This is a genomic window from Duganella sp. CF458, assembly GCF_900113115.1.
Lineage (GTDB): Bacteria > Pseudomonadota > Gammaproteobacteria > Burkholderiales > Burkholderiaceae_D > Rugamonas.
The window spans coordinates 21850-47705 of the sequence record NZ_FOOF01000015.1; the positions used below are offsets into that span (position 1 = coordinate 21850).

At 63.7% G+C, this 25856-nt stretch carries 25 protein-coding genes; 13 read left to right on the plus strand and 12 right to left on the minus strand.

What is annotated here, in order from left to right:
- Positions 1-12 precede the first annotated feature (12 nt).
- From BM269_RS21810 to BM269_RS21865, 12 genes are all read right to left on the minus strand, one after another.
- The gene (locus tag BM269_RS21810) at positions 13-720 is read right to left on the minus strand and encodes a type II secretion system protein M (RefSeq protein ID WP_090442059.1); all 708 of its coding nucleotides are present in this window, start codon (positions 718-720) and stop codon (positions 13-15) included.
- A complete protein-coding gene (locus tag BM269_RS21815) occupies positions 717-1433 on the minus strand; it encodes a hypothetical protein (protein ID WP_090442062.1) in 717 nt (238 codons plus the stop codon). Before BM269_RS21815 ends, BM269_RS21810 begins: the two co-directional genes overlap by 4 nt.
- Positions 1430-2371: a type IV pilus biogenesis protein PilM gene (pilM, locus tag BM269_RS21820; protein WP_090442065.1), complete on the minus strand. Its 942-nt coding sequence runs from the start codon at positions 2369-2371 to the stop codon at positions 1430-1432. Before pilM ends, BM269_RS21815 begins: the two co-directional genes overlap by 4 nt.
- Before the next feature lie 88 nt (positions 2372-2459).
- Entirely contained in the window at positions 2460-5603 is a 3144-nt protein-coding gene (locus tag BM269_RS21825) for a DUF6701 domain-containing protein (RefSeq protein WP_090442067.1), read from the minus strand.
- Complete coding sequence (locus tag BM269_RS21830) at positions 5593-6042, minus strand: hypothetical protein (RefSeq protein ID WP_090442069.1); 450 nt, start codon at positions 6040-6042, stop codon at positions 5593-5595. The genes BM269_RS21825 and BM269_RS21830 overlap by 11 nt, the downstream gene beginning before the upstream one ends.
- Positions 6039-6854 carry a type II secretion system protein gene (locus tag BM269_RS29510; protein WP_090442072.1) on the minus strand — a complete coding sequence of 272 codons (816 nt, stop codon included), beginning with the start codon at positions 6852-6854 and terminating at the stop codon, positions 6039-6041. The genes BM269_RS21830 and BM269_RS29510 overlap by 4 nt, the downstream gene beginning before the upstream one ends.
- Positions 6851-7435 carry a prepilin-type N-terminal cleavage/methylation domain-containing protein gene (locus tag BM269_RS21840; RefSeq protein WP_090442075.1) on the minus strand — a complete coding sequence of 195 codons (585 nt, stop codon included), beginning with the start codon at positions 7433-7435 and terminating at the stop codon, positions 6851-6853. The genes BM269_RS29510 and BM269_RS21840 overlap by 4 nt, the downstream gene beginning before the upstream one ends.
- Complete coding sequence (locus BM269_RS21845) at positions 7425-7958, minus strand: prepilin-type N-terminal cleavage/methylation domain-containing protein (RefSeq protein WP_090442079.1); 534 nt, start codon at positions 7956-7958, stop codon at positions 7425-7427. Before BM269_RS21845 ends, BM269_RS21840 begins: the two co-directional genes overlap by 11 nt.
- 24 nt (positions 7959-7982) lie before the next feature.
- Complete coding sequence (locus BM269_RS30065; protein ID WP_304443173.1) at positions 7983-8501, minus strand: type II secretion system protein; 519 nt, start codon at positions 8499-8501, stop codon at positions 7983-7985.
- A 45-nt stretch (positions 8502-8546) separates the two neighbouring features.
- A complete protein-coding gene (locus BM269_RS21855; protein WP_139232822.1) occupies positions 8547-9011 on the minus strand; it encodes a hypothetical protein in 465 nt (154 codons plus the stop codon).
- Between the two features lie 23 nt (positions 9012-9034).
- Complete coding sequence (locus tag BM269_RS21860) at positions 9035-10270, minus strand: type II secretion system F family protein (RefSeq protein WP_090442090.1); 1236 nt, start codon at positions 10268-10270, stop codon at positions 9035-9037.
- A gap of 1 nt (position 10271) precedes the next feature.
- Positions 10272-11978 carry a GspE/PulE family protein gene (locus tag BM269_RS21865; RefSeq protein ID WP_090442093.1) on the minus strand — a complete coding sequence of 569 codons (1707 nt, stop codon included), beginning with the start codon at positions 11976-11978 and terminating at the stop codon, positions 10272-10274.
- Between the two features lie 178 nt (positions 11979-12156).
- Between BM269_RS21865 and BM269_RS21870 the strand changes: the two genes are divergently transcribed.
- Genes BM269_RS21870 through BM269_RS21935 form a run of 13 tightly spaced genes read left to right on the plus strand, consistent with a single transcriptional unit; the run spans position 12157 to position 25852 of the window.
- Positions 12157-13041 (plus strand): ExeA family protein, encoded by an 885-nt coding sequence (locus BM269_RS21870; RefSeq protein WP_090442420.1) that lies wholly within the window; start codon positions 12157-12159, stop codon positions 13039-13041.
- Positions 13038-14864, plus strand: coding sequence for a pilus (MSHA type) biogenesis protein MshL (mshL, locus tag BM269_RS21875; protein ID WP_090442096.1), 1827 nt, complete (start codon positions 13038-13040; stop codon positions 14862-14864). The genes BM269_RS21870 and mshL overlap by 4 nt, the downstream gene beginning before the upstream one ends.
- Positions 14861-16465: a tetratricopeptide repeat protein gene (locus tag BM269_RS29515; protein WP_170860451.1), complete on the plus strand. Its 1605-nt coding sequence runs from the start codon at positions 14861-14863 to the stop codon at positions 16463-16465. Before mshL ends, BM269_RS29515 begins: the two co-directional genes overlap by 4 nt.
- Positions 16466-16471: 6 nt before the next feature.
- Positions 16472-18166: a GspE/PulE family protein gene (locus BM269_RS21890; protein ID WP_090442101.1), complete on the plus strand. Its 1695-nt coding sequence runs from the start codon at positions 16472-16474 to the stop codon at positions 18164-18166.
- A gap of 1 nt (position 18167) precedes the next feature.
- A complete protein-coding gene (locus BM269_RS21895; protein ID WP_090442104.1) occupies positions 18168-19364 on the plus strand; it encodes a type II secretion system F family protein in 1197 nt (398 codons plus the stop codon).
- A 3-nt stretch (positions 19365-19367) separates the two neighbouring features.
- Complete coding sequence (locus BM269_RS21900) at positions 19368-20915, plus strand: hypothetical protein (RefSeq protein ID WP_090442107.1); 1548 nt, start codon at positions 19368-19370, stop codon at positions 20913-20915.
- Positions 20912-21538 (plus strand): hypothetical protein, encoded by a 627-nt coding sequence (locus BM269_RS21905; RefSeq protein ID WP_139232824.1) that lies wholly within the window; start codon positions 20912-20914, stop codon positions 21536-21538. Before BM269_RS21900 ends, BM269_RS21905 begins: the two co-directional genes overlap by 4 nt.
- An 8-nt stretch (positions 21539-21546) precedes the next feature.
- Positions 21547-22092, plus strand: a complete 546-nt coding sequence (locus BM269_RS29520; protein WP_170860452.1) for a hypothetical protein — start codon at positions 21547-21549, stop codon at positions 22090-22092.
- On the plus strand, positions 22076-22756 hold the full coding sequence (locus BM269_RS21915) for a hypothetical protein (protein WP_090442119.1): 681 nt from the start codon (positions 22076-22078) through the stop codon (positions 22754-22756). Before BM269_RS29520 ends, BM269_RS21915 begins: the two co-directional genes overlap by 17 nt.
- Positions 22753-23454 carry a type II secretion system protein gene (locus BM269_RS21920; protein WP_090442122.1) on the plus strand — a complete coding sequence of 234 codons (702 nt, stop codon included), beginning with the start codon at positions 22753-22755 and terminating at the stop codon, positions 23452-23454. The genes BM269_RS21915 and BM269_RS21920 overlap by 4 nt, the downstream gene beginning before the upstream one ends.
- A gap of 22 nt (positions 23455-23476) precedes the next feature.
- Entirely contained in the window at positions 23477-24025 is a 549-nt protein-coding gene (locus tag BM269_RS21925) for a prepilin-type N-terminal cleavage/methylation domain-containing protein (RefSeq protein ID WP_229204740.1), read from the plus strand.
- Positions 24026-24031: 6 nt separating this feature from the next.
- Positions 24032-24757, plus strand: a complete 726-nt coding sequence (locus BM269_RS21930; RefSeq protein WP_229204741.1) for a histidine phosphatase family protein — start codon at positions 24032-24034, stop codon at positions 24755-24757.
- 24 nt (positions 24758-24781) lie between these two features.
- Positions 24782-25852: a phosphotransferase gene (locus BM269_RS21935; RefSeq protein WP_090442128.1), complete on the plus strand. Its 1071-nt coding sequence runs from the start codon at positions 24782-24784 to the stop codon at positions 25850-25852.
- Positions 25853-25856: the final 4 nt, after the last annotated feature.

The window sequence follows — 25856 nt, forward strand, 5'->3', positions numbered from 1 at the left end:
CCAACCTGCTCCTCATAACTGCACCCATGTATCGTCAAGACTCAGCGTATAGACTGTCAGCGTCAAATTCGCCTCGGGATGTTTGATCACGTTTAAACGTGCGCTGCCCCAGATCATGCGTGGCGAGACTTTCTCCAGCGCTTCCATGTAGCCCAGCAAATCGGCGTAGCTGCCCTGGACCACCAGTTCGACACCATGGCGGTACATGAGTGCCGCCGCCGGACGAACGGGCTGGGCTGCCGCAGCCGGCGTGGGGCCCGCCGTGCTGGTTCCCAGCGCCTCGAACTGCCCATCATGCAAGCCGCTCACCGGCAGCGTTTTCAAGGCAAGGACTTTCAGCCCCGGCCGTGCGGCCAGGATTTGCTGCAGCAGCGGCACGATCCGCTGCGGCTGCACCAATCCCTGCCTGCGGTTCAACAAGTCCTCGCTGGTGCTGCGGATCTGCTCCTGGACCGTCGCCAGGCGCCGCTGCAGCGCGGCATTGGGGTCGGATTCGAAGGCTTTCAACGCCGACTCGATACTCTTGTCCACCGCATCAAGCTGGGCCTGCTGCTGTGCGATGACGCCACGCAGAGACTGGCGCTCGGCCAGCATCGGGCCGAACTGCCCGAACCAGGCAATGGCAGCCAGCGTAACTATGGCCCCGGCGAACAGGGCCATGCGCTGCCGCAAGGGCATGGCATCGACACGCTGCTCCAGTTTCAGCAAGGCCGCTTTCATGGCTGCCCCCCGGAAGGCCCAGCTGGGGCAGCTGCGCTGCTGCGCAGGCGAAACTCCAGGAAACGCGTCTCCGGCAAGGGCGGCGACTGGACAGCTCCGCTGGTTCCCGGCGCCGTCGTCAGCGGCAAGGATGGTGGAACTACCGCCTCAACCGGCGCCGGCTGGGCCGCAGGCGCCATGTCCAGCGCCTGGAACGATTTGCCGCGCAACACCGGCTCACTGCCCAGCCGGGACAGGTAGGCCGGAACCAGTGCTGCCTGCAGCACGCGTCCATGCAGGCTGACCTCGCGTTTTTCACCCTGCACCGCAACTTCGGTCAGCCACAAGCCGCTGACACTTTGGCGCGCGAATGCCCGGAAATAATCCGCGAAGCCTTGCGCGCCCTCGCCTTCCGCCTGGCGCAGCATCTGCGTTGCCTGCTGTAGCGACTTCAGCCGCGCATCCTTGGCCTCCAGCTGCCCTTTCAGGGCGGGATCGGCGGCGCGCGGCGCAAACTGCACGCTGACCTCGGCGAGGCGGGCCTGGTGCTCTTGCAACATGCTTGCCTGGCGTGCGGACTGGCTACGCAATGGCACCAACTGCCACTGTGCAAAGACCACCATGGCAATCACCCCCACCAGCATCAAGGCCAAGGCCAGTGCCATGCCGCGCGCGCCAAAGCTGTGGCGCTGCCGCATGAAGATTGGATTGAACAGGTTGATCTGCTGGCTCATGGGCCGCCCACCTCCTGGCGCAAGGCGGCCCCGACGGCGAAGAAATAATGCGCCTGTTGCGCACAGTCGAGCAATTCGGGCACGCCCGTCAGGTCAATCACGTCGGCCAGGTTGCATTGGACGACCGGCATGTACATATTCGACGCCAGGTAGTTCAACAGCGACTCGCTGCACCCGGGTGCCAGGACCATCCTGGCGATGGACACAAAGCTGAACTGACGTTCGAAATGGTCGAGTGAACGCTGCACTTCAAGCATCATGCGGTCCAGCGCCGCGTGCCGCCGGTCCGGGTCGGCGTCCTCGATCTGCTCAGGCGTCAAGTCGATACGGCGCGCCAGGTACAGCTCGCCCATATAGGTGACCGTCAGCAGCCCGCCCTGCGGGCCAAGCGACAGCATGGCCAGGCCGCGTCCATCCTGCTCCATCAAGGCGGAAACATTGCGCTGGGCTGTTTCGGGAATATCGATCACTTCCAGCGTGATGCCCGCACCGAAAAACAATTCCTGGCGCTCGCGGATCACACTGTTGCGGGCCGCGACCACAAAGATGCTCGGCGTGCGGCCGCTTGAGCGTTCCACCGGAATCGCCATGACATCGAACGTCGCGTCGTCCACATGGAAATCCAGCATGTCCTTCATGCGCCAGCGCACGGCGGTCTTCAATTCATCCTGCGGCACGTTGGGCGCTTCGACCGTCAACAATTGATATTCATTGGGCGACAGCAGCGTACTGCAACGGAAGCGCGCGGCCTGGCGCGCCTTGGCGGTACGCGCCAGGGCGTCCGGCGTGCCGCTTGCGGGCGCGGCCTCGCCGCACGCAAGCAAGACCGGGGTGCCCGCGCCCTGCCGGCGCATCGTCGCCAGGGCCATGCCCTCGGCTGTCGGCGCAAACACCAGCCAGGCGTCTTTTTCTTTTTTCGCTTTCGAGAAAAATTGCATGGGCGCCCTGTCTTCAAACTTTTGGATGAAGAAACAATCGTAATTCTTTGATTAATCTGTTATATCTTGCCATTGTTCGGATGCACTGTCAGTACAATTCCCTGAGGTAAGTGACGGGGGTGTTGCGATAAATGCCAAAAGTCGCCCTGCCTACCGTACTCGGCAACCACTCCGGCGCCAGCAAAGGGTCCAGGTAATAATCCGTGGTGCCGTTATTGCCTGCACCGGGTGCCTTCAGCAAGAAACGCACGAGTCCCATATTGATCGACCGCAGGGTGGTCGCCGTGGCGCCGAGGGCTGTCTTGCAGGCGCCGCCCGCCAGCAGGTTCTTCTTGCAATTCGTGAAGCGCAGCAGGCCCGGGTTGACCACATCGGCCATCGCATCGCCGGCACTGGTGGCCCAGCGCGTGCCGTTCCAATATTGGGCCAGCGCGTTGACCGGCAGGTATTGCAATTCGGAGCCGAAGACATTGGGCAGGAACAGGCGCGCATTGGCCACGACCACTTTCCCCTCGACCAGTTCGCGCGCCGCATTGTAGCCATATAATGAATTGACGCCATCGGCGTCGGTCGCCCTCACGTGTATCAGCGACGGCGCCTGGCGCCCGGAGTTCGCCGGACCGTTGATCGAATAGGGATTCGCCAGCTTATAGTCCAGGGCCAGCGCCAGTGTGCCGTCGTCGTTGTCGAAATCGAGGTCGCCGCTATCCTTCACCATGGCGGCTTTCTTGTCGCGCCGCAGCGCATTGTCCGGCGTGGCGGCGCCGAAAGTGAGCGCCGGGCAAACACCGCCGCTGGGCGGCGCCAATACCTGGTTGCCGGCGCCGCACAGGTAAACTGCCTTGGAAAAAGCACCGCGGTAATTCTTGAGCAGGTTGCCGTCGACATCATGGGCGCTTACGGTAGTGGCAAACGGCAGACCGGAATACACCATGCCACTGCTGCCCGAGCAAGGCACGTCCGCCGGGCAAGGCAGGATCGGCCCCAGCGAATCCGAAGCTTCCAGCACGGTATTGAAATGATCGGGCACAAAGCGGCCGATATTGGTGGTCGCCGGGTCGATGCCGCCACTGCCGAGATAGTCGTTGCCAGCCAGCGTCGCCTTCACGGTGATGATGCCGACTTCGGGATAATTGAAGGTGCCGGATGAGCGCCCCAGCGAAAATGGATTCAGGCTGCCTTCCAGTTCCGGCCGCGCCACCATGTCGGCAAAGCTCAGGCCATCGCTTGGATTCGGATTGAAGTAGACGCTGCGCGGCGAAATCTCATTACCAAAATTCTGGGCGAAGTATTTGGTTCCGCTGGTTTTGTCACGCGTCCGCACGCCCACGCGCAAGGTAAACGGTTCGCCGGCGGCGGCGAATTTCGCGCCGGCGGCCGTGGTGGCACCGGGGTTATCGGTCCGGGTTCCGTCGGCGGCGGTCTTGAAGACTTCCATCTCCAGCATATAAGGCCGCATGACCACCGGCCCGCTGGCGCCGGTCTTGCCGCTCGAGTCCTGCATGAACAGCTTGATGCGGCCGACATCGAAATAATTGAAGGTCAGCGGGCTGCTGATACTGGCCTGGTTGGCATCGACCGCCAGGACGCGGTATGCCGACCATTGCGTCCCGCTTGGCGTGGCGCTGTTTTCGGCGCATTTGGGCAGCAGCGAAGCCCGGTCCGGGAAGGAAGCAAACTCCGCCGACGCCTTGGCGGGATTCTGGCAGGACATGCCGAAGCGCATGGTGACGATGGTCGGCAAGGTCGTGCTCTGCGCGGTGGGGACACCCGATGCATTGACCAGGGTGACGAACACCGGTATGTCGTCGCCCGCGACCACGCTCTTCCAGTCGATGAACAGGCATTGGCCCGCACTGCCGAAGGCCACGCCTTTCGTGCATTTCGACTGGGTGAACACATAAGGCGCCACCTCCACCGCCGCCGTGTCGGTGGCGCTGTTGTTGGACATCTGGTTGTCGAACTCGCTGCCGCTGACGGTCACCGTGTTGCTCAGGGAATTGGTGACCGTATTGACCATGACCGTCAACTGCAGTGGCGGCGCGCTGGCCCCGACGTCCAGCGGCGTGTTGTAGTTGCATGTGACCTTCTGGCCCGCTTGCGCGCAAGTCCAGCCATCGCCACCGGCATACACCAGGCTGACCTGCGACGGCAGGTTGTCAACCACCTGCACCGTCCCCGGCTCGGCCGCAGGCCCGTAGTTGGTGACGTTGACCGTGTACACCATGGTCTGGCCAAGCGTCGGCGCCTGGTCGCGGGAGATCGTGATGCCAAGGTCGGTGACCGGCGTATTCGGCACTGCAATGACTTCAGCGCTGAGCAAGACCAGATCCTGTTCCGAGCGGTACACCGTGGTCGCGCTGGTTTGACCGGACTGGATGATGGGGCTGCTGACGGTGTAGGAATCATAGTCGATCCCATACGATGCCGAGTCGGTGCCTGCGATGGTACTGACCGAGTTGAACTGGTTGCCTGGCGGATTGACCGTGTTCGACATCGAATAGCCGTTAAACGTCAGGAACTCCCCGTTCGAGGTACTACTCAGCGTGGCGTCGCCTTCCCAGGTGATATGCGCCACGCGCCCGGTCTGGGTCGTCAGGGGCGGAATCTTGAAATTAGACAGCGACAATGAAACGCTGCTGTACTGGATGTACTGGAAGCCTTCGTAAATATTCAGGACCCGGAACGTTTCGCTTGGCAGCGAATACACCACAACCATCGCCCAACCGCCCACGACGGCCTGTACATCGCACCACTTGGCGGCGTTGTTGATGGTCAGGCCCGAAAACGTGTATTTCCCGTTGCGCTTCGCAGTCACCTCAGCCGTTATATCGTAGGCGCCGCTGAAAAAATCATAGCCTACGGTAGCGCTCTTGTACTGGCGCGAAGATGGTGCGCTGACCGTCTTGCCTTCGAACGCCACCGAGTAGTCGGTAGTACTTCCCGATGCGGCCCAATACAACTGGGCACTCAGGATTTTGGCGCTGGCCGGAATGCCGCTGATGGTGGCATCGGTCGTTTCGTTGGCAGCATAAATCGTGCAAGGATTGGTGGTGTTGGATGCCTTGCGCAGCGTGCGCTGGGCGCCGACGAAATTGACGTTGCCGGCGTAACTCTTGAACAGCGAAATCGTGGTGTCGGCCCGAACCGGGCCGGCCTGTCCGAGGCAGAGGACCGCAAGCAGCAAGAGTCGGCAAAGGCGCATCACGGAATTCACCTTGTCAGTCTCCAAAGTCGACCTGCATTATGCGCTGCACGTAATCCGCACTATTGTTCGCATTCGGGCAAGCGCCCGCCGCCGGCTGGTTGCACGCGACCACGCGCATGCGATAGCGCTTGAGCGCCCCGAGCACAGTCGTGGTGCACGTCACCGTGACAGTATACGGGCTGAGGGTGGTGTTGGCCGGCATCGCAAAGTTCGACGTCGACGAAGCCCCGCTGGCTGCCGGGCACAGCGCGTTGCTGCGCAACTGGCGGTGCATGCCCCATTCGATACCGGAGCGCGCCGCCAGATAGGCCCTGGTGCCCTGCACGTCCAGCGCGAAGCCAGCCTGCTGGGTCGAAGTGACGGTGACGATTGCGACCGCCAGGAAAGCCAGCACGACGACCAGGAAAATGGCCGCCACCAGGCTGACGCCGCGCTCGCGCGAATATGTGCGGATGGCCTTCATATCGGATTGTCCACATGAACCTGGTGGAACAGCTGCACCGATTCGGCCGCTGCGTCCGGCCGCGTCAAGGTCAGGCTGATGCCGAGCAGTCCGGAGCGGGTGTTGGCGATGCTGGCTTCGTAGCTGAAACGGCAGGCCGTCACATTACTGGCCAGTACCGCAACGCTTGGCGTGATGGACGGCGCCGCATAGTTCCACTGGCGGAGCAGTTGCCGGTTCGGCAGGTCGCATACGAAACTGACAGGCCCGGAGACCACCTGGAAGCGGCGCGCCGGCGAACTCAGGACCGCCGCCGTCGTCCCGGTGCTGGCGAAAGGGTTGCTGGCCAGTGTGACGGTATTGCCCGCCACCGCTGTCACCAGCGCGATATTGTCGCCCGCGTAGGCGTCCGCCCGGTCGATGCCGGGGCCGAGGTTGTAGACCACAATGGAGTCGGCGCCGGGCACGATGGCGGGCGACGGCATTTGTCCGACCACGGTGAAAGTCCGGTCCGTGCTGTCGGTAAAACTCAGGTAGCCGTTCCCTTCGTCGTCCTCTTCCGCAAGATACCGCCCGCCGGATTTGGTCAGAAAGAATTCAACGGTAGACCCGCCGCCGCCGACCCTGACGCTGTTTGGCAGGGCGCGCCGCACCTCGCGCGCCACACGCCGGACGGCGATGTCGGCGCTATCGCTCAGCTCGGCGCGCGCCGCGCTATCGACATAGGCTTGCACCGGCGCGCGCAGGAACACGGCAACCATGCCGGTGACAACGCCGGTCAGGACAATCACAACGATCATCTCGACCAGCGTGAAGCCGCCATCGCGTCTCATTGCGCCACCTGCGGTGCGTGGCGGGTGCGGTAGGCATCGAGTTCGACAAAGTCGCCGGCCTGGGCGCCATGCGTCACGCGCACCGTCAGCCGCAGCACTTCCTGGGTGGCGACGGCGGCAGTAGAAGGAATGCCGTTCAACGGTTCGGCCCGCAACGTGAGCGTCGCGGCATAACCGCTCACGCCCAGCTGGTTGCCGGCCGCGTCCACCAGCTTGCCGGCGGCATTATTGAAGGCCGCGTACGAAACACCGAGGTTTGGCGCGTAGTCATTGATATTGTCATAGGGGCGTGCGTTGCCTGCTTCCGGCCCAAGCACCTCGGGCGTGGCACAGTTGGCCGGCGCTGCCGGATTTTCCGTCGTATCGGCCGGATCGCAGAAGGTGAATGCCGCCAACTGTACTTCCTCCAGCAGGCCCTCCGCAATCAGCAAGGCCTGCTTGCGCCGCACCGGATCGGCGCTGGCAACATTGGTGTTGGCCAGCGTTCGCAAAATGGCGGCAGCCGCGATGCCGACGATAATGATGAACAGGATCAGCTCGATAAAAGTCAGGCCGGATTGACGATGCCAATTAATAGACATAGCCGGTTTCCCATTGCACCCGCACCGCCTGTTGATCGCTGCCGGCCCTCACCTGCAGGTTCAGCGAGGCAAACTCGGCGCCCGATTGCAGCTGCGGCTTGCCGCCCGCGTCAAAATAGAAATGGTTGTTCGCGGCATTCGCCGGTGACATCACGAGTGCCACGTTGGCCGGCGGTGCGACACAAGCCCAGGTCCGGTCGCTGCTGCATTGCGCCGTCCCGTTGTAGCCATTGCCACCGCCGGGATCCCGGACATGGTTGGCCGCGCTGCAGGATGCGGCAAAGCACAGGGCTACGCTGGTGCTATCGAGATAGACATAGATCGGGCGATTCTGCGCAATGGCCAGCTTTTGCCCGTATCGCAAGGTTGCCTTGACCTGGGCCGCGAAGCCGGCCGCAGTGTAACCACCACGGTCAAAGAAGCGGTTAAAGGCGACAGCAGACAGAATGCCGATGACAACCAGCACAACGATCAATTCGACCATTGTGAAGCCGCGTCCACGCGAGACTGCGCGGGTTGCCATCGCTCCCTGGTGGCTGCGAACGGCTTAGCAGCCGGTCGTAACCGTCGTGATGCTCGGCGGCGTAATCGGATTGGACGTCAGGACGGCCGCAGTGTACATCGCGTAGCACGTCGCGCCCTTGGTCGAGCTGGCGACACTGTTCGGCACGAATGCAACCTGGGTGGCCGTGGTCGCAGGTCCATTGCCCACCGCCGAACCAGGCGCCACAGTCTTATAGTCCGCAGCGCTGATATTGGCCATGTCGGCAATCTGGGTACCGGTAACGGTCGGATAGCCGGCTGCGTCAACGGCGACGTTCAACCCCTCCATGGCCACCGGGCTGCTCTGTGCAATCAGCCAGCGGCTGTGCACCAGCGACGTGGCAGCGTTCAGCGAACCTCGCACCGCTGCGACGCTGGCTGCGCGCGCTTCGTTGCCGACATCAATGAAGCGCGGCAGAGCGGTGGCGGCCAGGATGCCGAGGATCACGATCACGACAATCAATTCAATCAAGGTAAAGCCGGCTTGCTTAGCGGAACGCATCGTATTAGATACTTTTTTCATCACATCTCCCATCGGTTCAAAAATCAAATTGGACTGGCAATCTGGCTAGTCGTCGAGTTGATTCAGAACAACTCCGGCATTGTCTGCGGGTGGCTCTGAAGGCCTGGCGGATGTTTTGGGCAAGCGCCGCAATTCTAACTTGAAATGCAGCATCTTTTGTTGCCGTGGTGTCGCTTTTTCAGCCGCTTTTTCAGCATTAAGCAACACATAAACCAATTTCTTTGACTGCCTGTCATAAAACCAGGTGCCCGGTTCGGCTGGGGCGCTGGCAATGCTGGCAAACTCACCCGCATAGTTGCCTGGCGGCACTGCTAACAAGCGCATCGGATTTGTACCCTCAAGAGCAATACCTGTTGCTGATCTTAGGCGATGCAATTCGATGGCGGCGCGCAGTTGTGACAGCGTGATTTCAATCGCGCGCAGCTCAGCGCTCTCAGTGTAAAACGAAATCCTGCCAAGAAACACCGCTAGCACCACGCAGGTGACGATCAGCCACAGAAGGGCTTCCAACCGCCGGTACCTGTGCTGGGCCGTCATTTCCTCAAGGCAACCTTCCCCAGATCCCAGATCGGCAGGAAGACACCAAGCGCCAGGATCAGCACCATGATCCCCAGGAACGTGATCAGGATCGGCTCGATCTGGGCCGACAAAGTCTTTAACTCGTAATCGACTTCACGCTCGTACATGGAGGCGATCTCCTCCATCAGATCATCCAGCGAACCGGTTTCCTCGCCGACCGCGATCATCTGCAGTACGACCGGCGTGAACACGTTCGCGGCCACAGCAGTACGCAGGATGCTTTCGCCGCGCTCGACCCCGTCGCGCATTTGCTCGACCCGGGCGGCGAGGTAGGCATTGTCCACCGTCTGCGACACGACTGTCAGCGCCTGTACGATGGGCACACCGCTGCGTGCAGACAAGGAAAAGCTCCGCGCAAAGCGGGACATCGTCCCTTTATGGATGATCTTGCCGGCGATCGGCAAGCGCAGCTTCCAGCGATCCCATTGGTAGCGTCCCGCTTCTGTCGCAATCCACGAGCGAAAGCCGAAGCCGCCGGCTACCAGCAAGACGGCAAACAAGGGCCAGTACGCCACCGTGAACCGCGAGGTGGCGAGCAGGATGCGTGTCATCAAAGGCAGGTCGGCGTGAAGATTGCGGAACACGCTCTCGAAAGCGGGGATCACCCACATATTGATCACGATGATTGCCACCACCATCGCGAAGACGACGAAGGTCGGATAGCGCAGCGCGGCGCGCACCCGCTCTTTCATGTCGCGCTCGAATTCAAGGTGATCGAACAGGCGCAGGAACACCTCGTCCAGGCGCCCGGTCATTTCCCCGACCCGGATCATCGACAGGTAAAACGCCGAGAAGGCACTCGGGTGGCGCCGCATCGACGCCGAGAGTTCGCGCCCCGCATCGAGCGATTCGCGCAGGTCGGCAATCACGCGGCCGAAGGCTTTGCTGATGGCCGATTCCTGAAGACCGGCCAGGCCGCGCATGATCGGCACGCCCGACTTCAGCAAGGTGTGCATTTGCCGGCTGAACAACTGCACGTCCATTGAATTGACGCCCTTCTCGGTCAGCCGTTCCCACCATTGCCGCCAGCCGGACTTGCCCGGCGTACGTTGCGAGGTCTCGCTGATTTCAACCGGCGTCACCCCGGTCGCAAACAATTGGTCGGCAACCGCCCCGCTGTCCGCCCCTTCCAGCACGCCTGCCAGCATTTCACCTCGGCCATTACGGCCTTTGTAAGCGTAGTAAGGCACTTCAATCCTCTAACTGGTTACTGATGCGCATCGCTTCAGCGACTGTCGTCCTTCCTTGCACCACCAGCTGGACTGCCTGGCGGCGCAAGGTCTGGCCGGCCATCTGCTGGGTGGCAGCCTTGAGGAAAGTGGCCGGGTCGGGATCGTTTGCCGCGTCGACAACGGTCTGGGTCATTTCCAGCAATTCATAAATGCCGGTCCGGCCGCGATAGCCAAGCCCATTGCAATGCGAGCAGCCCTTGCCGTAGAAATACTGCCCCATGTCCACCTTGTCCTGCAGTTCCAGGCGCAACCATTCATGTTCGGCCGGCGACAGCGTATAAGGGGTGGTGCAGGACTCGCAGATGACGCGCAGCAGCCGCTGCGCCAGCACGGCTTGCAGCGAGCTGCCTACCATGTAGCGCGGCACACCCATGTCCATCAGGCGTAAAGGGGTGCTGGCGGCATCGTTGGTGTGCAGGGTCGACAGCACCAGGTGGCCGGTCATGGCGGCACGCAGGCCGATCTGTGCGGTTTCCTGGTCGCGCATCTCGCCGACCAGTACGATGTCCGGGTCCTGGCGCAGCGCGGAGCGCAGCACGCGCGCAAAATCCAGTTCGATCTTTTCGTTGACCTGCACCTGGTTGATGCCGGCCAGGCGGTATTCGACCGGGTCCTCGACAGTGATCAGCTTCTTCTCCATCGAATTCAGTTCGGCCAGCGCGCAGTACAGCGTGGTGGTCTTGCCGCTACCGGTCGGGCCGGTGACCAGCACCAGGCCATTCGGGCGCGCCACGATAGCACGGAAGCGCTCCAGCAGCGTCTTGGGCATGCCGATGGCATCCAGCCGCAAGGTCATGCCGCTCTGGTTCAACAAGCGCATCACGATCGATTCGCCGTACTGCGTCGGCATGCTGGAGATACGAACGTCGATGCGGGCATTCTTGACGCGCACTGCGAAGCGGCCGTCCTGCGGCAGGCGCTTTTCCGAAATGTCCAGGTCGGACATCAGCTTGAGGCGCAGCGCCAGGGCCGGTGCGATCTTGATATCGGCTTCCGTCTGCAGGTGCAGCACGCCGTCGATACGGAAGCGGATCTGCAAGCGCGCTTCCTGTGGCTCGATGTGGATGTCCGATGCGCGCACCTGGGCCGCGTCGTCGAACAAGGATTGCAGCAGCTTGACCACCGGTGCCTCTTCCAGGCCCGGATTGGCGGCGGCCAGTGCGCCAAAGTCCACCGAACCTTCGCCCATCTCCTGTTCCAGCTCGCGGGCCAGGCCGGAGATGTCCTCCGTGCGGCGATAGATGCGGTCGATGGCGGCCAGCACCTCGGTCTCGTTGACCACGGCCAGCTCGATCGTCTGCTTCAGCAGGCGGGAGATTTCGTCGTAGGCAAACAGGTCGGTCGGATCGGACAGGCCGACCAGCATGGTTCCCTTGCGGTCTTCCAGCACCAGGGCGCGGAAGCGGCGCGCCTGGGTCTCCGGCAGCAGCCGTACCAGGTCGGAACTGATCTGGTAGAACTTGAGGTTGATGTAGGGGATGTTGAGCTGCCGCGCCAGCGCGCCGGAAATCTGTTCTTCGGTGACAAAGCCGTGTTCGACAAACACCCGCCCCAATTTGCGGCCGCTGCGCTTCTGCTCCGCGAGCGCCAGGCCCAGCTGTTCTTCAGACAGCAGCTTTTGCTGCACCAGGATTTCACCTAAACGAACCTTCTCCGGTCTCGTCATGCCGCTTCCCCGATCCACTATTTGCTTGGAATTGTATGCGAACGAATCGTGCAAGCATAGCAAAACTCATTGATAGATTCACCACAGTTCATGCGCGTGGCTGGAGGGCGACGAATTCTCGCGATACGTGCTCCAATTGCAGGGCCCATTCCAACCCACCCAATGCCTGCACGCCGCCATGTACCAGCAACATTTTGGCCTGCACCAGGCCCCTTTCGGCATTACGCCGAACCCGGCTTTTTTCTATAGCGGGAATACGCGCGGCGAGATCCTGTCCGCCCTGCTCTACGCTGTCACCCAAGGCGAAGGCATCGTCAAAGTGACCGGCGAAGTTGGCTGCGGCAAGACCATGCTGTGCCGTATGCTCGCGGCGCGCCTGCCGCGCGGCGTGGATGTCCTGTACCTGGTCAATCCTACCCTTGGCCCGCAGGAAGTGCTGCATGCCATTGCGGCCGAACTGGGGCTGGATACCAACGGGCGCCGCTCCGATGAAGTGTTGCGCGCTTTGCACGCGGAGCTGATCGCGCGCCATGCCGCCGCCCACCGCGTGGTGCTGCTGGTTGAAGAAGCGCAGGCCATGCCGCTCGAGACGCTGGAAGCGATACGGCTCCTGACCAACCTCGAAACCGCCAGCAGCAAGCTGCTGCAGATCGTGCTGTTCGGCCAACCGGAACTGGATGAGCACCTGGCGCTGCCGCGCATGCGACAACTGCGCGAACGCATCACGCATAGCTTCAAGGTGCCGCCGATGCCGCGCGACCAGATTCCCTATTTCCTGTCGCACCGCCTGCGCGCCGCCGGCTATCAAGGCCCGGAACTGTTCAGCCGTGGTGCAGTGAAGCTGATCGCCCGCGGCTCGCAGGGCATCGTCAGGCGCATCAATGTGCTGGCCGACAAATCGCTGATGGCGGCTTACGCCGAGGATTTACCCTATGTAAATTCTTACCACGTGCGCCAGGCGATTGAAGATAGCCGTTATTCGTGCGCGGCAATTCCGGGCAATCGCAGTATGATCGTTTTCGATAAACTCCTGGCAACTTGCTTCAGGCGACGAACGACATGAAGAACCTTGCGGCTTCCCTGTTATGCGTCCTGCTTGCGGCTTGCGCAGCGCCGAAACTTCCCCTGTCGCCAAACCACGTGGCCGAACCTGAGGCAGTGGCTGGTGCGATTCCGGAACCGGTGCAGCAGAGCGCCGCATTGCCGCCGCCCCGCCCCGCCGCGCGGCAGGAAACCTATAGCGTATCGGTGCACCGCGTGCCGGTGCAATCGGTATTGTTCGCGCTGGCGCGCGATGCCGGGCTGAATGTCGACGTGCATCCCGCGTTGGAAGGAACGGTGACGCTGAATGCGCTCGACCAGACCTTGCCGCAGTTGTTGGCGCGCATCGGCAAGCAGGTTGATATGCGCTACGAGCTGCAGGGCAAGAACCTCGTCGTACTGCCGGACCTGCCCTACTGGAATCACTACAAGGTCGATTACGTCAATATCGCGCGCAGCACCAATAGCAGCGTCAACATCGCGACGCAGATCTCCACCACTGGCGGCTCCGCGTACAACAGCGGCGGAACACCGGCCAATCCGGTGCCGGCGGCCGGCAGCGCGCTTGGCAACGGCGGCAACAATAATTCGACGACTTCCGTCGCCAATCGCTCGGATAATAATTTCTGGTACAGCCTGGAGAAAAACGTCCGCGACATGCTGCGGCCCACCACCTTGAATGACCAGCTCACCGATCCACTGGCGCAGATGCGCGAGCAGGCCAGTGCGATGGTGCAGCAGATGCAGGCTGGCAGCGGGGCCGGCGCGGCGCCCGAGGCCAACTATCCCGGCGCGCAGGCCGCCGCGGCGCAAGCTCGCGCACCGGTTGGCGGACTCGCGGCGAATACGGCGTTCGGATCCGGCGGCGCTGCGCAAGCGCGCAACTCCCCTTCCGTGATCGCCAATCCGGAAGGCGGCCTGCTGTCGGTGCGCGCCACAAGCCGGCAGCATGAGAAGGTGCAGGAATTCCTCGACATCATCATGTCTACCGCCAAGCGGCAAGTGCTGATCGAAGCGACCATCATTGAAGTCAAACTGAGCGACCAGTACCAGCAAGGCATCAACTGGGCGCGCATCAACGGCAACGGCAAGCTGGGACAAGGACAGGTCGGCACCACGCCACTGCCTTCCGGTGTGGCGCCGAAAGGTTCGGCCGGAATGTTCATCTTCGACTATGCCAACCCGACCACACGCTTCGGCAACATCACCGCCACCATCCAGCTGCTGGAATCGTTCGGCAAAGTGAAGGTGCTGAGCAGCCCCAAGATCAGCGTGCTGAATAACCAGACAGCCTTGCTGAAGGTGGTCGACAACAGCATCTTTTTTACGCTGAAGGTCACGCCTGCGGTGCTGACATCGACCGGCACCATTGCCACACCGGCGACCTATGAGTCCAAGGTGGAGACCGTGCCCGTCGGCTTCGTCATGAGCGTGACGCCGCAGATCTCGGCGGAGGATGAAGTGACGCTGAACGTGCGGCCCACCATCACCCGGATCGTCGACTACGTTGAGGACCCCAATCCCGAGCTGAGCAAACAGAACGTCAAGAGCCGCGTGCCGGTCATCCAGGCGCGCGAAATGGAGTCCATCCTGAAGGTCCAGAGCGGCCAGGTCGCTGTCATGGGCGGCTTGATGCAGGATTCGGTCGACAACAAAAAGGACAGCATTCCATTGATTGGCTCGGTGCCGGTGCTTGGCCAACTGTTCTCATACCGGAATGAGACGGCCAGCAAAACGGAGCTCGTGATCTTCCTGCGGCCGGTGGTGGTGAAGGACGCCAGCCTGGCCGGCGATTATCGCAACTATCGCTATCTCATGCCCACGCGGCCGGCGGGGGAACTATGAGCTTGCTCATGCAGGCCTTGCGCAAGGCCGAACGCGCCCGTGCGCAAAATGGAAACGATGCGGAGCATGAATACACGCCGGAGCAGCCGCCTTTTGGCGCCGAGGCCGTGCCCTCGCCTCCGCCAATGGAAGGCGGCCCGGCGTTTGCCGGCATGCCGGATGCCTGGCGGCTCGAACCACTCGCTGCGGAACCGCCGGTCGTCGCTGCGCAGGAGGCCGCGCATGATCCGGTGCCGCCGCAGGCGCGCCATGAACCGGCGCGCTCGCCACCGCCTGTATCAGGGACTTACAAGCAGACTGGCGCTGCACCGGTTGCCGACACCGCGCGGCGTCCGGGACTGCAACGGGCACTCGCCTCGTCACAACGTCGGCTTGTGATATTGGCGGGAACGCTGGCTGCCTTGCTCGCGGTGTTTGCTTTTATCTATTGGCGTGCCGTGTCGGCTCCCGGGGCCGGTGCGCAGCTGCCCATGGTTCCGATGCCCGCGCCCGGATCGCATCAGGTGGCGCAAGCCGGCACGCAACAAGGAGCACCGATACCGGTGACGCCTTATGTCACGCCGCTTGGCGCCGACCCGGGCCTGCCGGCAGCGGCGGAAGGCGGCGCGGCCGGCGCAGCTGACGCCGGCGTCGGCGCCCCTGCCGCGGGTGCGGCGGGCTTCGCCGGGGCCAACGGTACGGCGGGAACATTCGGTGCGGGAGCTGCTCCGGCGGCCGCCGCGGTGGGCGCAAGAGCCCCGGCATCGCAGCCACATGTCGACGTGACGATCCCCACCCCCGAGCAACTGGCCGCCATCACCGATCCGGCAATCCGCGCAGAAGCCATGCGCGACGCTGCGGAACGTGCGGCAAGGCAGGTGCGCGCGGAGGGCGCGGCGCAAACTCACGCGCCAGCACTACAGCCATCGCCGCCCCCTGCGCCGGCCCCTGTCGTTCCGCATGCCAAGCGCGAAGAAGGCGCGCCTGCGCTGAAAACCGCAATGGGGGAAACAGGTAACATCCAGTTTGTGCGCAGCACGGCGTCACTCCAGGTCGCGCCGGCCGTACAGAATGGCTACGCCGCCCTGAAGTCCGGCGACCTGGCCACCGCACAGCAACAATACGAGCTCGCCCTGCTGCAAGACCCCAACAACCGCGACGCCCTGCTTGGCGCCGCCGCCGTAGCACTACGCGAGCAGGACACCCGGCAGGCATCCAGCAACTACCTGCGTCTGCTGGAACTTGACCCGAACGATCCCGATGCCCTGGCCGGCCTGGCCGAGCTACGCCCAGGCGACCCGCAGGCCAGCGAAGTCAGGCTGCGCGGCCTGGCGCGCCAGCACCCCGACTCCGGGCCCGTGCAATTCGCGCTCGGCAACCTGTTCGCCCGCCAGGGCCGCTGGCCGGAAGCCCAGCAAAGCTACTTCCGCGCCTTCAGCGCCATGCCGGACAATGCCGATTACGCCTTCAACCTGGGCGTCGGGCTTGACCGCATGAACCAGCCGCGCCTGGCGCAAACCTATTACCGCCGCGCGCTGGAACTGGCGCAAGCCGGCCCGCCGACTTTCGATATCGACGCCGTCCGCAAGCGATTACAAGTCCTCGAAACGCCGCCCCGATAAAGCACAATGGCCGACACGCAGAAAATCCCGCTCGGCAAACTGCTGATCCAGAAAGGCGTCATCAGCCAAGACCAGCTCCGGATCGCACTGACCGAGCAAACCCGCAACAGCGAGCCCTTGGGCAAGTTGTTGATTGCGCTCGGTTTCGTGACGGAAGCGACGATGCGCGAGGCGCTCAGCGAAAAACTCAATACCCGCTCGGCCGACCTGAAAAGCCTGGTGGTCGATGCCATCGCGCTCAAGTTGATTCCCAAGGAGGTGGCCAAGCGCTATCGCGTCTTCCCCATCGTGTACGAGCGCGCCACCGATGAACTGGTGCTGGCCATGTCCGACACCACCAATATTGTGGCGATGGACCAGATCAGCGCCATGCTGGTCAAAGGCATTGCATTGGTGCCGCTGCTGGTCAACGATTCCGACATTGCCTATGCGATTGACCATTATTACGGTTTCGAGCTGTCGATCGACGGCATCCTGCACGAAATCGAAACCGGCGAGGTGACGCTGGACGCCGCCTCCGACGAGTACAGCCAGCCCATGGTGCGCCTGATCGACGCCCTGCTGGCCGATGCGGTGCAAAACAGTGCATCCGACATCCACTTCGAGCCTGAGCACAGCTTCCTGCGCGTGCGCTACCGCATCGACGGCATCCTGCGCCAGATCCGCAGCCTGCACCGCTCGTACTGGCCCGCCATGGCGGTGCGGCTCAAGGTGATCAGCCAGATGAACATCGCCGAGACCCGCGCGCCGCAGGATGGGCGCATCTCGATCCAGTTTTCCGGCCGCCAGATCGATTTCCGCGCCAGCAGCCAGCCCACCACCCACGGCGAGAACATCGTGCTGCGCGTGCTGGACCGGCAGAAAGGCATCGTCCCACTGGAGAAGCTTGGACTGGCCGAACATGAACTCGACGTACTGAAGCTGATGATCGCCCGGCCGGATGGACTGATCCTGGTCACCGGCCCCACCGGCAGCGGCAAGACCACGACCCTGTATTCGATCCTGAACCACATCAACACCGAGTCCGTGAACATCATGACGATGGAGGACCCGGTCGAATACCCGATGCACCAGATCCGCCAGACTTCCGTCAACGAATCGGCCAAGCTGGGATTCGCGGACGGTATCCGCTCCATGATGCGGCAAGACCCGGATGTGATCCTGGTCGGCGAGATCCGCGACAAGGAGACCGCCGACATGGCGCTGGCAGCGGCCATGACCGGGCACCAGGTCTATTCCACGCTGCACACCAACTCCGCGGTCGGCGCCATCCCGCGCCTGCTCGATCTCGGCGTGGTGGCCGACGTGCTGGCCGGGAACATCATCGGCATCATCGCCCAGCGGCTGGTACGAAAGCTATGCCCCCACTGCCGGCAAGCCGTCGAGGCCGACGAACTGGAACGGCGCCTGCTTGGACTTCCAGCCGAGCACCCGCCAGCGACAATTTTCCGCGCCGGCGCTTGCGACCGCTGCGCGCACCAGGGCTACAAGGGACGCATGGCCATCATGGAACTGCTGCGCATGACCGGCGAGTTCGACGAAATGGTGGCGCGCCGCGCACCGGCGAGGGAATTGCGCAATGCCGCCCGCGCCGCCGGCTTGCGCTCCCTGGTCGACGACGGCGTACGCCGCGTGATGGAAGGCATGACCACGCTGGACGAGGTTTCGCGCGTGGTCGACCTCACCGACAGGTTGAGCTGACATGCCACAGTTCATCTACCGCGCCATGGACGCCAACGGGGCCATCGTACCGGGAAATATGGACGCGCATAACGTGCCCGACCTCGAACTGCGGCTGCAGCGCATGGCACTGGACCTGATCGACTACCGCGAAACGCGCCAGCGCAAGCTGCGCATCGGCGGCCAGCGCGTCACACGGCGCGACCTGATCAACTTCTGCTTCCACCTGGAGCAAATGAGCAGCGCCGGCGTGCCGATGCTGGACGGCTTGCGCGACCTGCGCGACGGGGCAGACAACCTGCGGCTGCGCGAGATCATCACGGACCTGGTGGAAAAGATCGAAGGCGGGCTGCAGCTTTCCAGCGCGCTGGCCTCCTATCCGGAAGTTTTCGACCAAAGCTTTACCAGCCTGGTTCGCGCGGGGGAACAAAGCGGCAAGGTCAACGAGGTTTTCCGCGATCTTGCCGAGAACCTCAAATGGCAGGACGAACTGGCAGCACAGGCGCGCAAGGCCGTCACCTACCCCGCCTTCGTGCTGGTGATCGTGGGTGGGGTGATGTTCTTCCTGATGATCTACCTGGTGCCGCAGCTCACCGCCTTCATCAAGAACATGGGCCAGGAATTGCCGCTCCATACGCGCGCCCTGATCGCGCTGTCGGATATCTTCATCCACTACTGGTATCTGCTGCTGGCCGCGCCCGTGCTGGCGTGGCAGCTCCTGCGCTGGCAGCTGCGGCGCAACGAACGTACCGCTTTCGCCTTCGACCGCCTGATGCTGCGCGCCGTGCCGGTGCTGCATAAGCTGATCATGGCCCGCTTCGCGACCTATTTCGCGCTGATGTATGCCGCCGGCATTCCAGTCCTCGATTGCATCCGCCTGTCGGAAGGCATTGCCGGCAACCGCGTGGTGGCCGCGGCCATGCGCCGCGCCCGTGAGCTGATTTCGGAAGGCCATACCGTTGCCGCGGCCTTCAAGCAGGTCGAGCTGTTTCCACCGCTGGTCGTGCGCATGCTGCGGGTTGGCGAATCGACCGGGGCGCTCGATGCCACGCTGCGCAACGTGGCCTACTTCTACAACCGCGAAGTGCGCGAAAGGATCGAGCGCATGCAATCGATGATCGAGCCGGCGATGACCGTGATCCTTGGCATCGTACTGGGATGGATCATGTTGTCCGTGCTCGGGCCGATTTACGACACCATCAGTTCAATCAGGATCTGAGCCATGACCCGCAAACTCCTCCTGCACCTGACCGGCGAGCGGCTTTGCTGCTGGCTTTGGGAGCGCGGCAGCCTCGGAACGGGACCATGTTTCGACCACACGCCGCATGGCCTGGCGCAATTTGCCGGCTGGCTGGACGGCCGCGAAGACGTACCGGCCCTGATGCTGGCCGACCTCGTGGAAGAGGACTTCCAGCGCCTTTTGCTGCCCCATGTGGCCGGGCGTGCCGGCTTGGCAATGCGCGACCGGCGCCTGGCGCAAACATGGCGCGATACGGCACTCCGCTGCGCGCACTTGCAGGGCCGCGAAGACGAGGGCCGGCGCGACGATATCGTGCTGTTCTCGGCCTTGACCAATCCGGCCGTCCTGGCGCCCTGGCTCGATACGCTGGAAAGCCAGCGCATGCCTCTCGCGGCGCTGTACACGCCCGCCCTTCTCAGCGGCGCCTTGCTGCCGGAAGAGGCGCGACGCGAGCCGCATCTGCTACTGGTGACACAACACAGCAGCGGCATCCGGCAGACCTATTTCCAGCACGGCAAGGTGCGCTTTTCGCGGCTGGCGCAGGCGGCGGCCAGTGCCGAACAGGAGGCCGAACGCACCCGCCAGTTCCTGGTCGGCGCACACCTGCTCACGCGCGACCTTCCGCTACAGGTGCTGGCATTGCTGCCGCTGGCGCGCATTGCCTCGCCGGCGGCGGCGGCCAACATCGCGCCGCTGCTCGACTGGCGTGTCATGCCATTGGAGGAAGCCGCGGCACGGCAAAGGCTGGCGGCATCCGACAATCCGGATCAATTGTTCCTGGGACTGGCGGCGCGCACCGCCCCGGCCAGCCATTATCCGCTCGGAGCGCGCCAGCGCTATTACAGCCTATGGCGCGCACGCAAATCGTTGTATGCGTCAAGCGCGGTCATTGCGGCTTGCTGCCTGTTGTGGGCCGGTTCGAATATTGTCGGTTTCTCGCTGGCGCGCAGCCATACCGGGCAATTGCGGCAGGAGACGCATGGATACTCGGCCGAGTACAAGAGCAGCATGTCGAGCATGCCGCCGGCCGTCGACAAGACCTCCAATATGAAGGCCGCCGTGCAGATCGCGCAGATGGTGGCGCGCCAGGGTCCGTGGCCGCAGACGGTCCTGTCCATCCTGAGCGAAGCACTGGAGCGCTCGCCGCAAATCCGCCTTACGCAACTCGATTGGCGGGCCAATGCGCCGGGGGCGGTGCCGGTGGCAGCCAGCACTGCCTTTCCCGGCGCCGCGCCCACGCCGGCGCTGGTAGCGCCGCAATCGTCGATGCTGATCGGGATTCCCAAGGCGCCGCCACAGCAGATGCGGCTGCAGGCGGAAGTCCTGGTGGAGCAGGATGACTACCGCAGCGTGCTGCTTAGCATGAACCGCTTTGCGCAGGAGCTGGCGCGCACCCCGGGCATGGTGGTGGAGATCGAACAGCTGCCCTTCGATATCAGGCCCAACGTCAAGCTCAGCGGCAAGGCCGGTTCGCCCGCCGGCTTGGGCGAGCGGTCGAAATTCACTTTGAATCTCAGGTGGACGCCATGATACTGTTCCGCGAGTTTTCGCTCCTGCGCAATGCGCTGTTGGTGTTCCTCGCCACCTTGGCGGTGTCGCTGGCCGCCGTGTTTGCCAGCTCGTGGCATTTGAAGCGGGCGCATTTCGAGGAGGCTGCAGCCTTGCTTGAGCGCGATGGTGCGCGCTTGCGGCTGGCCCACGCCGAGACGGAGAAGGAAGAGATCCGGCGATACCAGCCGCAGTTCGTCGAGTTGCGCCGCCGTGGGATGGTGGGGCCTGAGCGGCGGCTGGATTGGGTGGAGGCGATCCGGCAGATACAGGAGCAGCGGCGCTTGCTGCCTTTGACTTACGAGATCGAGGTCCAGCAGCCATACCGGCTGGAGACCGCTTTGCCGACGGGCGATTACGCCCTGCTTGGCAGCCGGATGGCCTTGCATATGGACTTGCTGCACGAACTGGATTTGCTGAACTTCCTTGCCGACCTGAGGGTGGCAGGGACTTTTGCGGTGCAGGATTGCGTGATCCGGCGTGCCGGCGGTGCCACCCCGGTGGCTGGTGTGCCGGCGCCGACCTTGAATGCCGACTGCACCTTGAACTGGCTCACCTTGACGCCGGTTGCCGCGCCGGCCGGGCCGATGCGAGGGGCGCTATGAGGTTCGCTGTGAGGGGCAGCCTGCCAGCGCTGCTGTTGCTGCTGGCGTCCCAGGCTGGCGCGCAGGGTTTCGTCAGCATGGGGAGGCTGTTCACCACCCAGGACGAACGGGCGCGTCTCGATGCGGCGCGTAACCTGGCCCAGCCGGCCGGCAGTGCGGCGCAGGGCGCTGGTGCGCATGGCGCAGTGCCGGGCCTTGTCGGCACCGGCGGTGCGCAGTCGCCGGGGATGGATGGTTCGGCGGGCTGTGCTCCCGGCGCAGCGCCGGGGTGTCCGCCGGCGGGAGCGCCGGCAGCGAGCGGCACGGTGGGCGGGGGCCGGGCGGAGGCGGAGGCGGCGGAGGCGGCGGCGAAGGAGGGACTTCGGCTAGGAGGCTTTATCCGCCGCAGCACTGGGCAGACGACGATCATCTTGAACGGCGAGGCGCAAGCCGCGCCGCCCGGCGGCGTGATGCGCGGCACGGTCACCGTGCAGGCCGACGGCCGCTCGGTGGTCCTCAAGCCGGGCCAACGCTACGATCCGGCCACTGGAGAAGTGCATGAAGCGGCACGTTAGACAGCGCGGCGCCGCGCTGTTGACGCTCCTGCTGATCGCCACAGTGGCGATGGCGGCAGTCCTGCTCTCCGCGTTCGGCGGCAGCGGCGTGGAACGGGCACGCGAGCAACGCACCTATGCCCTGCTGGCGCAAGCCAGCGAGGCCCTGGTCGGCTTTGCAGCGACCCACGGGCGCCTGCCGCGCCCCACAGCGGCGGCCGAGCCGTCCGGGCGCGAACGCACCACACCCTGCGCCACAGAGGCCGACTGCACCGGGCTCCTGCCCTGGATGGACCTGGGCCTGCCGGCGCTAGACAACTGGGGTCACCCATTGCGTTACAGCGTAACACCTGGCTTTACCGTCGCGCCGCTGGCACGGACCGCGCTCATTGCCGGCAAACGGGTGCTGTCGCGCGATGCGAACGGCATCCTGTTCTTCGTCGCCGGCCAGGAAGCATGCTCGCTGGCCGCGCAATGCGCGCCAGCCATCGTCCTCTCGCGCGGGCGCAGCGACGCGGCGGACAGCCAGGACGAAACGGGCAACCTGCTGGCCGATGCCAACTTCATGCAACGTCCGCGCAGCGCCGAATCGAACGCCCCGGGCGGCGCTTTCGACGACCTGCTCGTCATCGTGCCGCTGAACACGCTCTACGAAAGGATGGCCGCCGCCAAGACCCTGCCATGAGAAAGCATGCAGCCTTCACCCTGGTTGAAATGGCGATTGTGCTGGTCATCGTCGGGCTGCTGCTGGGCGGTATGCTGGCACCGCTGTCGGCGCAGATGGAGCAGCGCCGGGCCGCCGACACGGCCAAGGCACTGGAAGAGGCGCGCGACGCGCTGGCAGGATTCGCCGCCCGCAACGGCTACCTGCCCTGCCCCGCGATCTCCGCCTGGAACGGCCTGGAGGACCGCAGCGGGACCCGCTGCGGCAATGAACGCCGCCTCGGCTTCCTGCCATGGGCCACCCTGGGCCTGCCCAAACTCGACGCCTGGCAGCATCTCTACGTGTACAGCGTCACCCCGGCCTTCAGCGACAGTGGCGTGCCCTTCCGCCTCAGCACACCGCGCGACATCACCATCGCCAGCCGCGATGCCGGCGGCGCGCTGGTGCCTGCCAGCGCCGAAAACGACATCCCGGCCGTTGTGCTGTCGCAAGGGCGCAACGGCTTCGGCGCGTTCAGCGACGCCGGGGTGCAGGCCGCCGACATGGGCCAGGCGAATGTCGACGAAAAGACCAACTTCCAGGCGGACGGCCGCATGTTCATTGCGCGCGACCGGGCCGACAACCCGGCCGCCGCGGGCGGCGCCTACGACGACATCGTGGTCTGGTTGTCGCCCAATATCCTGTTCAACCGAATGCTCGCAGCCCAAAGGCTGCCGTGACATGCAAACCAAGGAGAGCGCCATGAGACACCGCGGCTTTACCCTCGTTGAAATCGCCATCGTCCTGGTCATCATCGGCCTGCTGCTCGGGGGCGTGCTGAAAGGACAGGCCCTGATCGACAGCGCCAAGGTGAAAAGCATCATCCAGCAGGCCACCGCCTTGCAGGCCGCCGTCAACGCCTACCAGGACCGTTTCCGCGCCCTGCCCGGCGACGATGTCCTGGCCAGCACCCACGTCCCCGGAGCGGCCGGCAACGGCAATGGCGACGGCCAGATCACGGAGTACCAGCTGGCGCCGCAGCACCTGGCCATGGCCGGACTGATCACCGGTTCCTACAACGGCACCACGGACTTCATGACCAGCGCCCAGGGCGGCGCCGTGTACATCTACAACGACGTAGTGGGCGGCCGGGGCGGCAACGGCATCCGCTTCGACAACCTGCCGGACACCTTCGCGGAGCAGATCGACGCCAAGCTGGATGATGGCAAACCCGATTCCGGCAACGTGCGCGCGACTGGGCCTTATACTAATAACGGAACCATCATTACGCGCCTCGCAATCTTCTTCTGAAAGCCTATGACAGCAAACCCTGAACGGCGCCGCGTCTTCCTGATGCGGCATGGCAGCGTCACATACTTCGACGAAGCCGGCAAACCCCATCTGCCGGAAACCGTGCCCCTGAACGAAGCGGGCCGTGCGCAGGCCGCCGCCGCCGGCCAGGCCTTTGCCGCCGATGGCATCCGGTTCGACCGGGTCATCGTCTCCGGCCTGCCGCGCACCGTTGAAACCGCGCTGCGCGTGCTGGCCCAAACCGGGCAGCAGATCGAGCTTGAATCCTGGCCCGAGCTGGCCGAAATCCGGGGCGGCAAGCTGTCCGGCATCCCGGACGACCAGTTGCGCGAAGCCTTCACCGGCGCCTTCGAAGGCGTGGTGCCGGAACAGCGCCGCTTCCTGGGCGGCGAGTCGGTGGGGGAACTGATGGACCGCATCCACCCCGCCATCGCCAGGCTGCTTGCCGACGAAAGCTGGGACACGGTGCTGCTGGTGCTGCACGGCGGCGTCAATCGCGCCATCCTGTCCTACGCCCTGACCGGCGGCCAGCGCCTGTTCCTCGGCAACCTGTCGCAGGCCGCCGGCTGCATCAATGCGCTGGACGTGGGCCAGGCGCGACACGACTGGATCGTGCGCTTTTCGAACTACGCCCCGGCCGCGCCCCTGCACAGCGCGACCCGCAGCACGACGATGGAACAGCTGTTCAACGAATACGCCAAATCGCGCTTGCCTTCCCGCCCACAAAAATAGTACGATCGTTCGAAAGGAGGCAATATGTTCGAAGAATTCATGGGCACCAAGGAAGTGTCGGAGCGCCACCGTTTCGATAGCGCCGCACTGGACGCATACCTGCGCCGGAACGTGGCAGGCTATCCGCAAGGCGAATTGAAGGTCGAGCAATTCAAGGGCGGCCAATCGAATCCCACCTTCAAGCTGTCGATCGGCGGCCAGGACTATGTGTTGCGCACCAAGCCCGCGCCGGCTGCCAAGCTGCTGCCCTCCGCCCATGCGATCGAACGTGAATTCCGCGTGATGGATGCGCTGCACAAGGCCGGCTTCCCGGCCGCGCGCCAATATTGCCTGTGCATGGACGAAGACGTGATCGGCCGTGCCTTCTACGTGATGCAATTCGTCGAAGGCCGCGTGCTGTGGGACCAGGCCCTGCCTGGCATGATCCCATCCGAACGCGCGGCGATCTACGACGAACTGAATCGCGTCATTGCGCAGCTGCACACCATCGACTACAACGCCATCGGGCTTGGCGATTACGGCAAGCCGGGCAACTACTTCCAGCGCCAGATCGAGCGCTGGACCAGGCAATACAAGGCATCGGAAACCGAGACCATTGAAGCGATGGACCAGCTGATCGCCTGGCTGCCGGCCAATATCCCGCCTGGTGAAGACACCGCCATCGTGCACGGCGACTATCGCCTGGACAACATGATCTTCCATCCGACCGAGCCGCGCATCCTGGCGGTATTGGACTGGGAGCTGTCCACGCTGGGGCACCCGTTTGCGGACTTCAGCTACCACTGCATGAGCTGGCACATCGAGCCGGGAAAATTCCGCGGCATCGCCGGCCTGGACCTGAAGGCGCTGGGCATTCCATCGCAGCGCGAATACATTGCGCGCTACGCCGAGCGCACCGGCAAGGCGATCCGCCTGGAGGACTTCAACTTCTACCTGGCCTTCAATATGTTCCGCCTGGCCAGCATCATGCAGGGCATCATGAAACGCTACGTGGACGGCACCGCTGCCAGCGCGCAGGCGCTGGAATCCGGCAAACTGGCGCGCCCGATGGCAACCATGGGTTGGGCTTACGCCCAGGGCAAGGCAATCGATTAAGGAA

What these genes read in the sequence shown, in the direction of transcription:
- BM269_RS21895 (WP_090442104.1), top strand. Translation starts at nt 18,168, where the DNA reads ATGCCACAGTTCATCTACCGCGCCATGGACGCCAACGGGGCCATCGTA.
- BM269_RS21890 (WP_090442101.1), top strand. Translation starts at nt 16,472, where the DNA reads ATGGCCGACACGCAGAAAATCCCGCTCGGCAAACTGCTGATCCAGAAA.
- BM269_RS21810 (WP_090442059.1), bottom strand. Translation starts at nt 720, where the DNA reads ATGAAAGCGGCCTTGCTGAAACTGGAGCAGCGTGTCGATGCCATGCCC.
- BM269_RS21845 (WP_090442079.1), bottom strand. Translation starts at nt 7,958, where the DNA reads ATGGCAACCCGCGCAGTCTCGCGTGGACGCGGCTTCACAATGGTCGAA.
- BM269_RS21915 (WP_090442119.1), top strand. Translation starts at nt 22,076, where the DNA reads ATGAAGCGGCACGTTAGACAGCGCGGCGCCGCGCTGTTGACGCTCCTG.
- BM269_RS21840 (WP_090442075.1), bottom strand. Translation starts at nt 7,435, where the DNA reads ATGTCTATTAATTGGCATCGTCAATCCGGCCTGACTTTTATCGAGCTG.
- BM269_RS21930 (WP_229204741.1), top strand. Translation starts at nt 24,032, where the DNA reads ATGACAGCAAACCCTGAACGGCGCCGCGTCTTCCTGATGCGGCATGGC.
- BM269_RS29510 (WP_090442072.1), bottom strand. Translation starts at nt 6,854, where the DNA reads ATGAGACGCGATGGCGGCTTCACGCTGGTCGAGATGATCGTTGTGATT.
- BM269_RS21900 (WP_090442107.1), top strand. Translation starts at nt 19,368, where the DNA reads ATGACCCGCAAACTCCTCCTGCACCTGACCGGCGAGCGGCTTTGCTGC.
- BM269_RS30065 (WP_304443173.1), bottom strand. Translation starts at nt 8,501, where the DNA reads ATGAAAAAAGTATCTAATACGATGCGTTCCGCTAAGCAAGCCGGCTTT.
- BM269_RS21935 (WP_090442128.1), top strand. Translation starts at nt 24,782, where the DNA reads ATGTTCGAAGAATTCATGGGCACCAAGGAAGTGTCGGAGCGCCACCGT.
- BM269_RS21830 (WP_090442069.1), bottom strand. Translation starts at nt 6,042, where the DNA reads ATGAAGGCCATCCGCACATATTCGCGCGAGCGCGGCGTCAGCCTGGTG.
- BM269_RS21905 (WP_139232824.1), top strand. Translation starts at nt 20,912, where the DNA reads ATGATACTGTTCCGCGAGTTTTCGCTCCTGCGCAATGCGCTGTTGGTG.
- BM269_RS29515 (WP_170860451.1), top strand. Translation starts at nt 14,861, where the DNA reads ATGAGCTTGCTCATGCAGGCCTTGCGCAAGGCCGAACGCGCCCGTGCG.
- BM269_RS21870 (WP_090442420.1), top strand. Translation starts at nt 12,157, where the DNA reads ATGTACCAGCAACATTTTGGCCTGCACCAGGCCCCTTTCGGCATTACG.
- mshL (WP_090442096.1), top strand. Translation starts at nt 13,038, where the DNA reads ATGAAGAACCTTGCGGCTTCCCTGTTATGCGTCCTGCTTGCGGCTTGC.
- BM269_RS21865 (WP_090442093.1), bottom strand. Translation starts at nt 11,978, where the DNA reads ATGACGAGACCGGAGAAGGTTCGTTTAGGTGAAATCCTGGTGCAGCAA.
- BM269_RS21815 (WP_090442062.1), bottom strand. Translation starts at nt 1,433, where the DNA reads ATGAGCCAGCAGATCAACCTGTTCAATCCAATCTTCATGCGGCAGCGC.
- pilM (WP_090442065.1), bottom strand. Translation starts at nt 2,371, where the DNA reads ATGCAATTTTTCTCGAAAGCGAAAAAAGAAAAAGACGCCTGGCTGGTG.
- BM269_RS21925 (WP_229204740.1), top strand. Translation starts at nt 23,477, where the DNA reads ATGAGACACCGCGGCTTTACCCTCGTTGAAATCGCCATCGTCCTGGTC.
- BM269_RS21920 (WP_090442122.1), top strand. Translation starts at nt 22,753, where the DNA reads ATGAGAAAGCATGCAGCCTTCACCCTGGTTGAAATGGCGATTGTGCTG.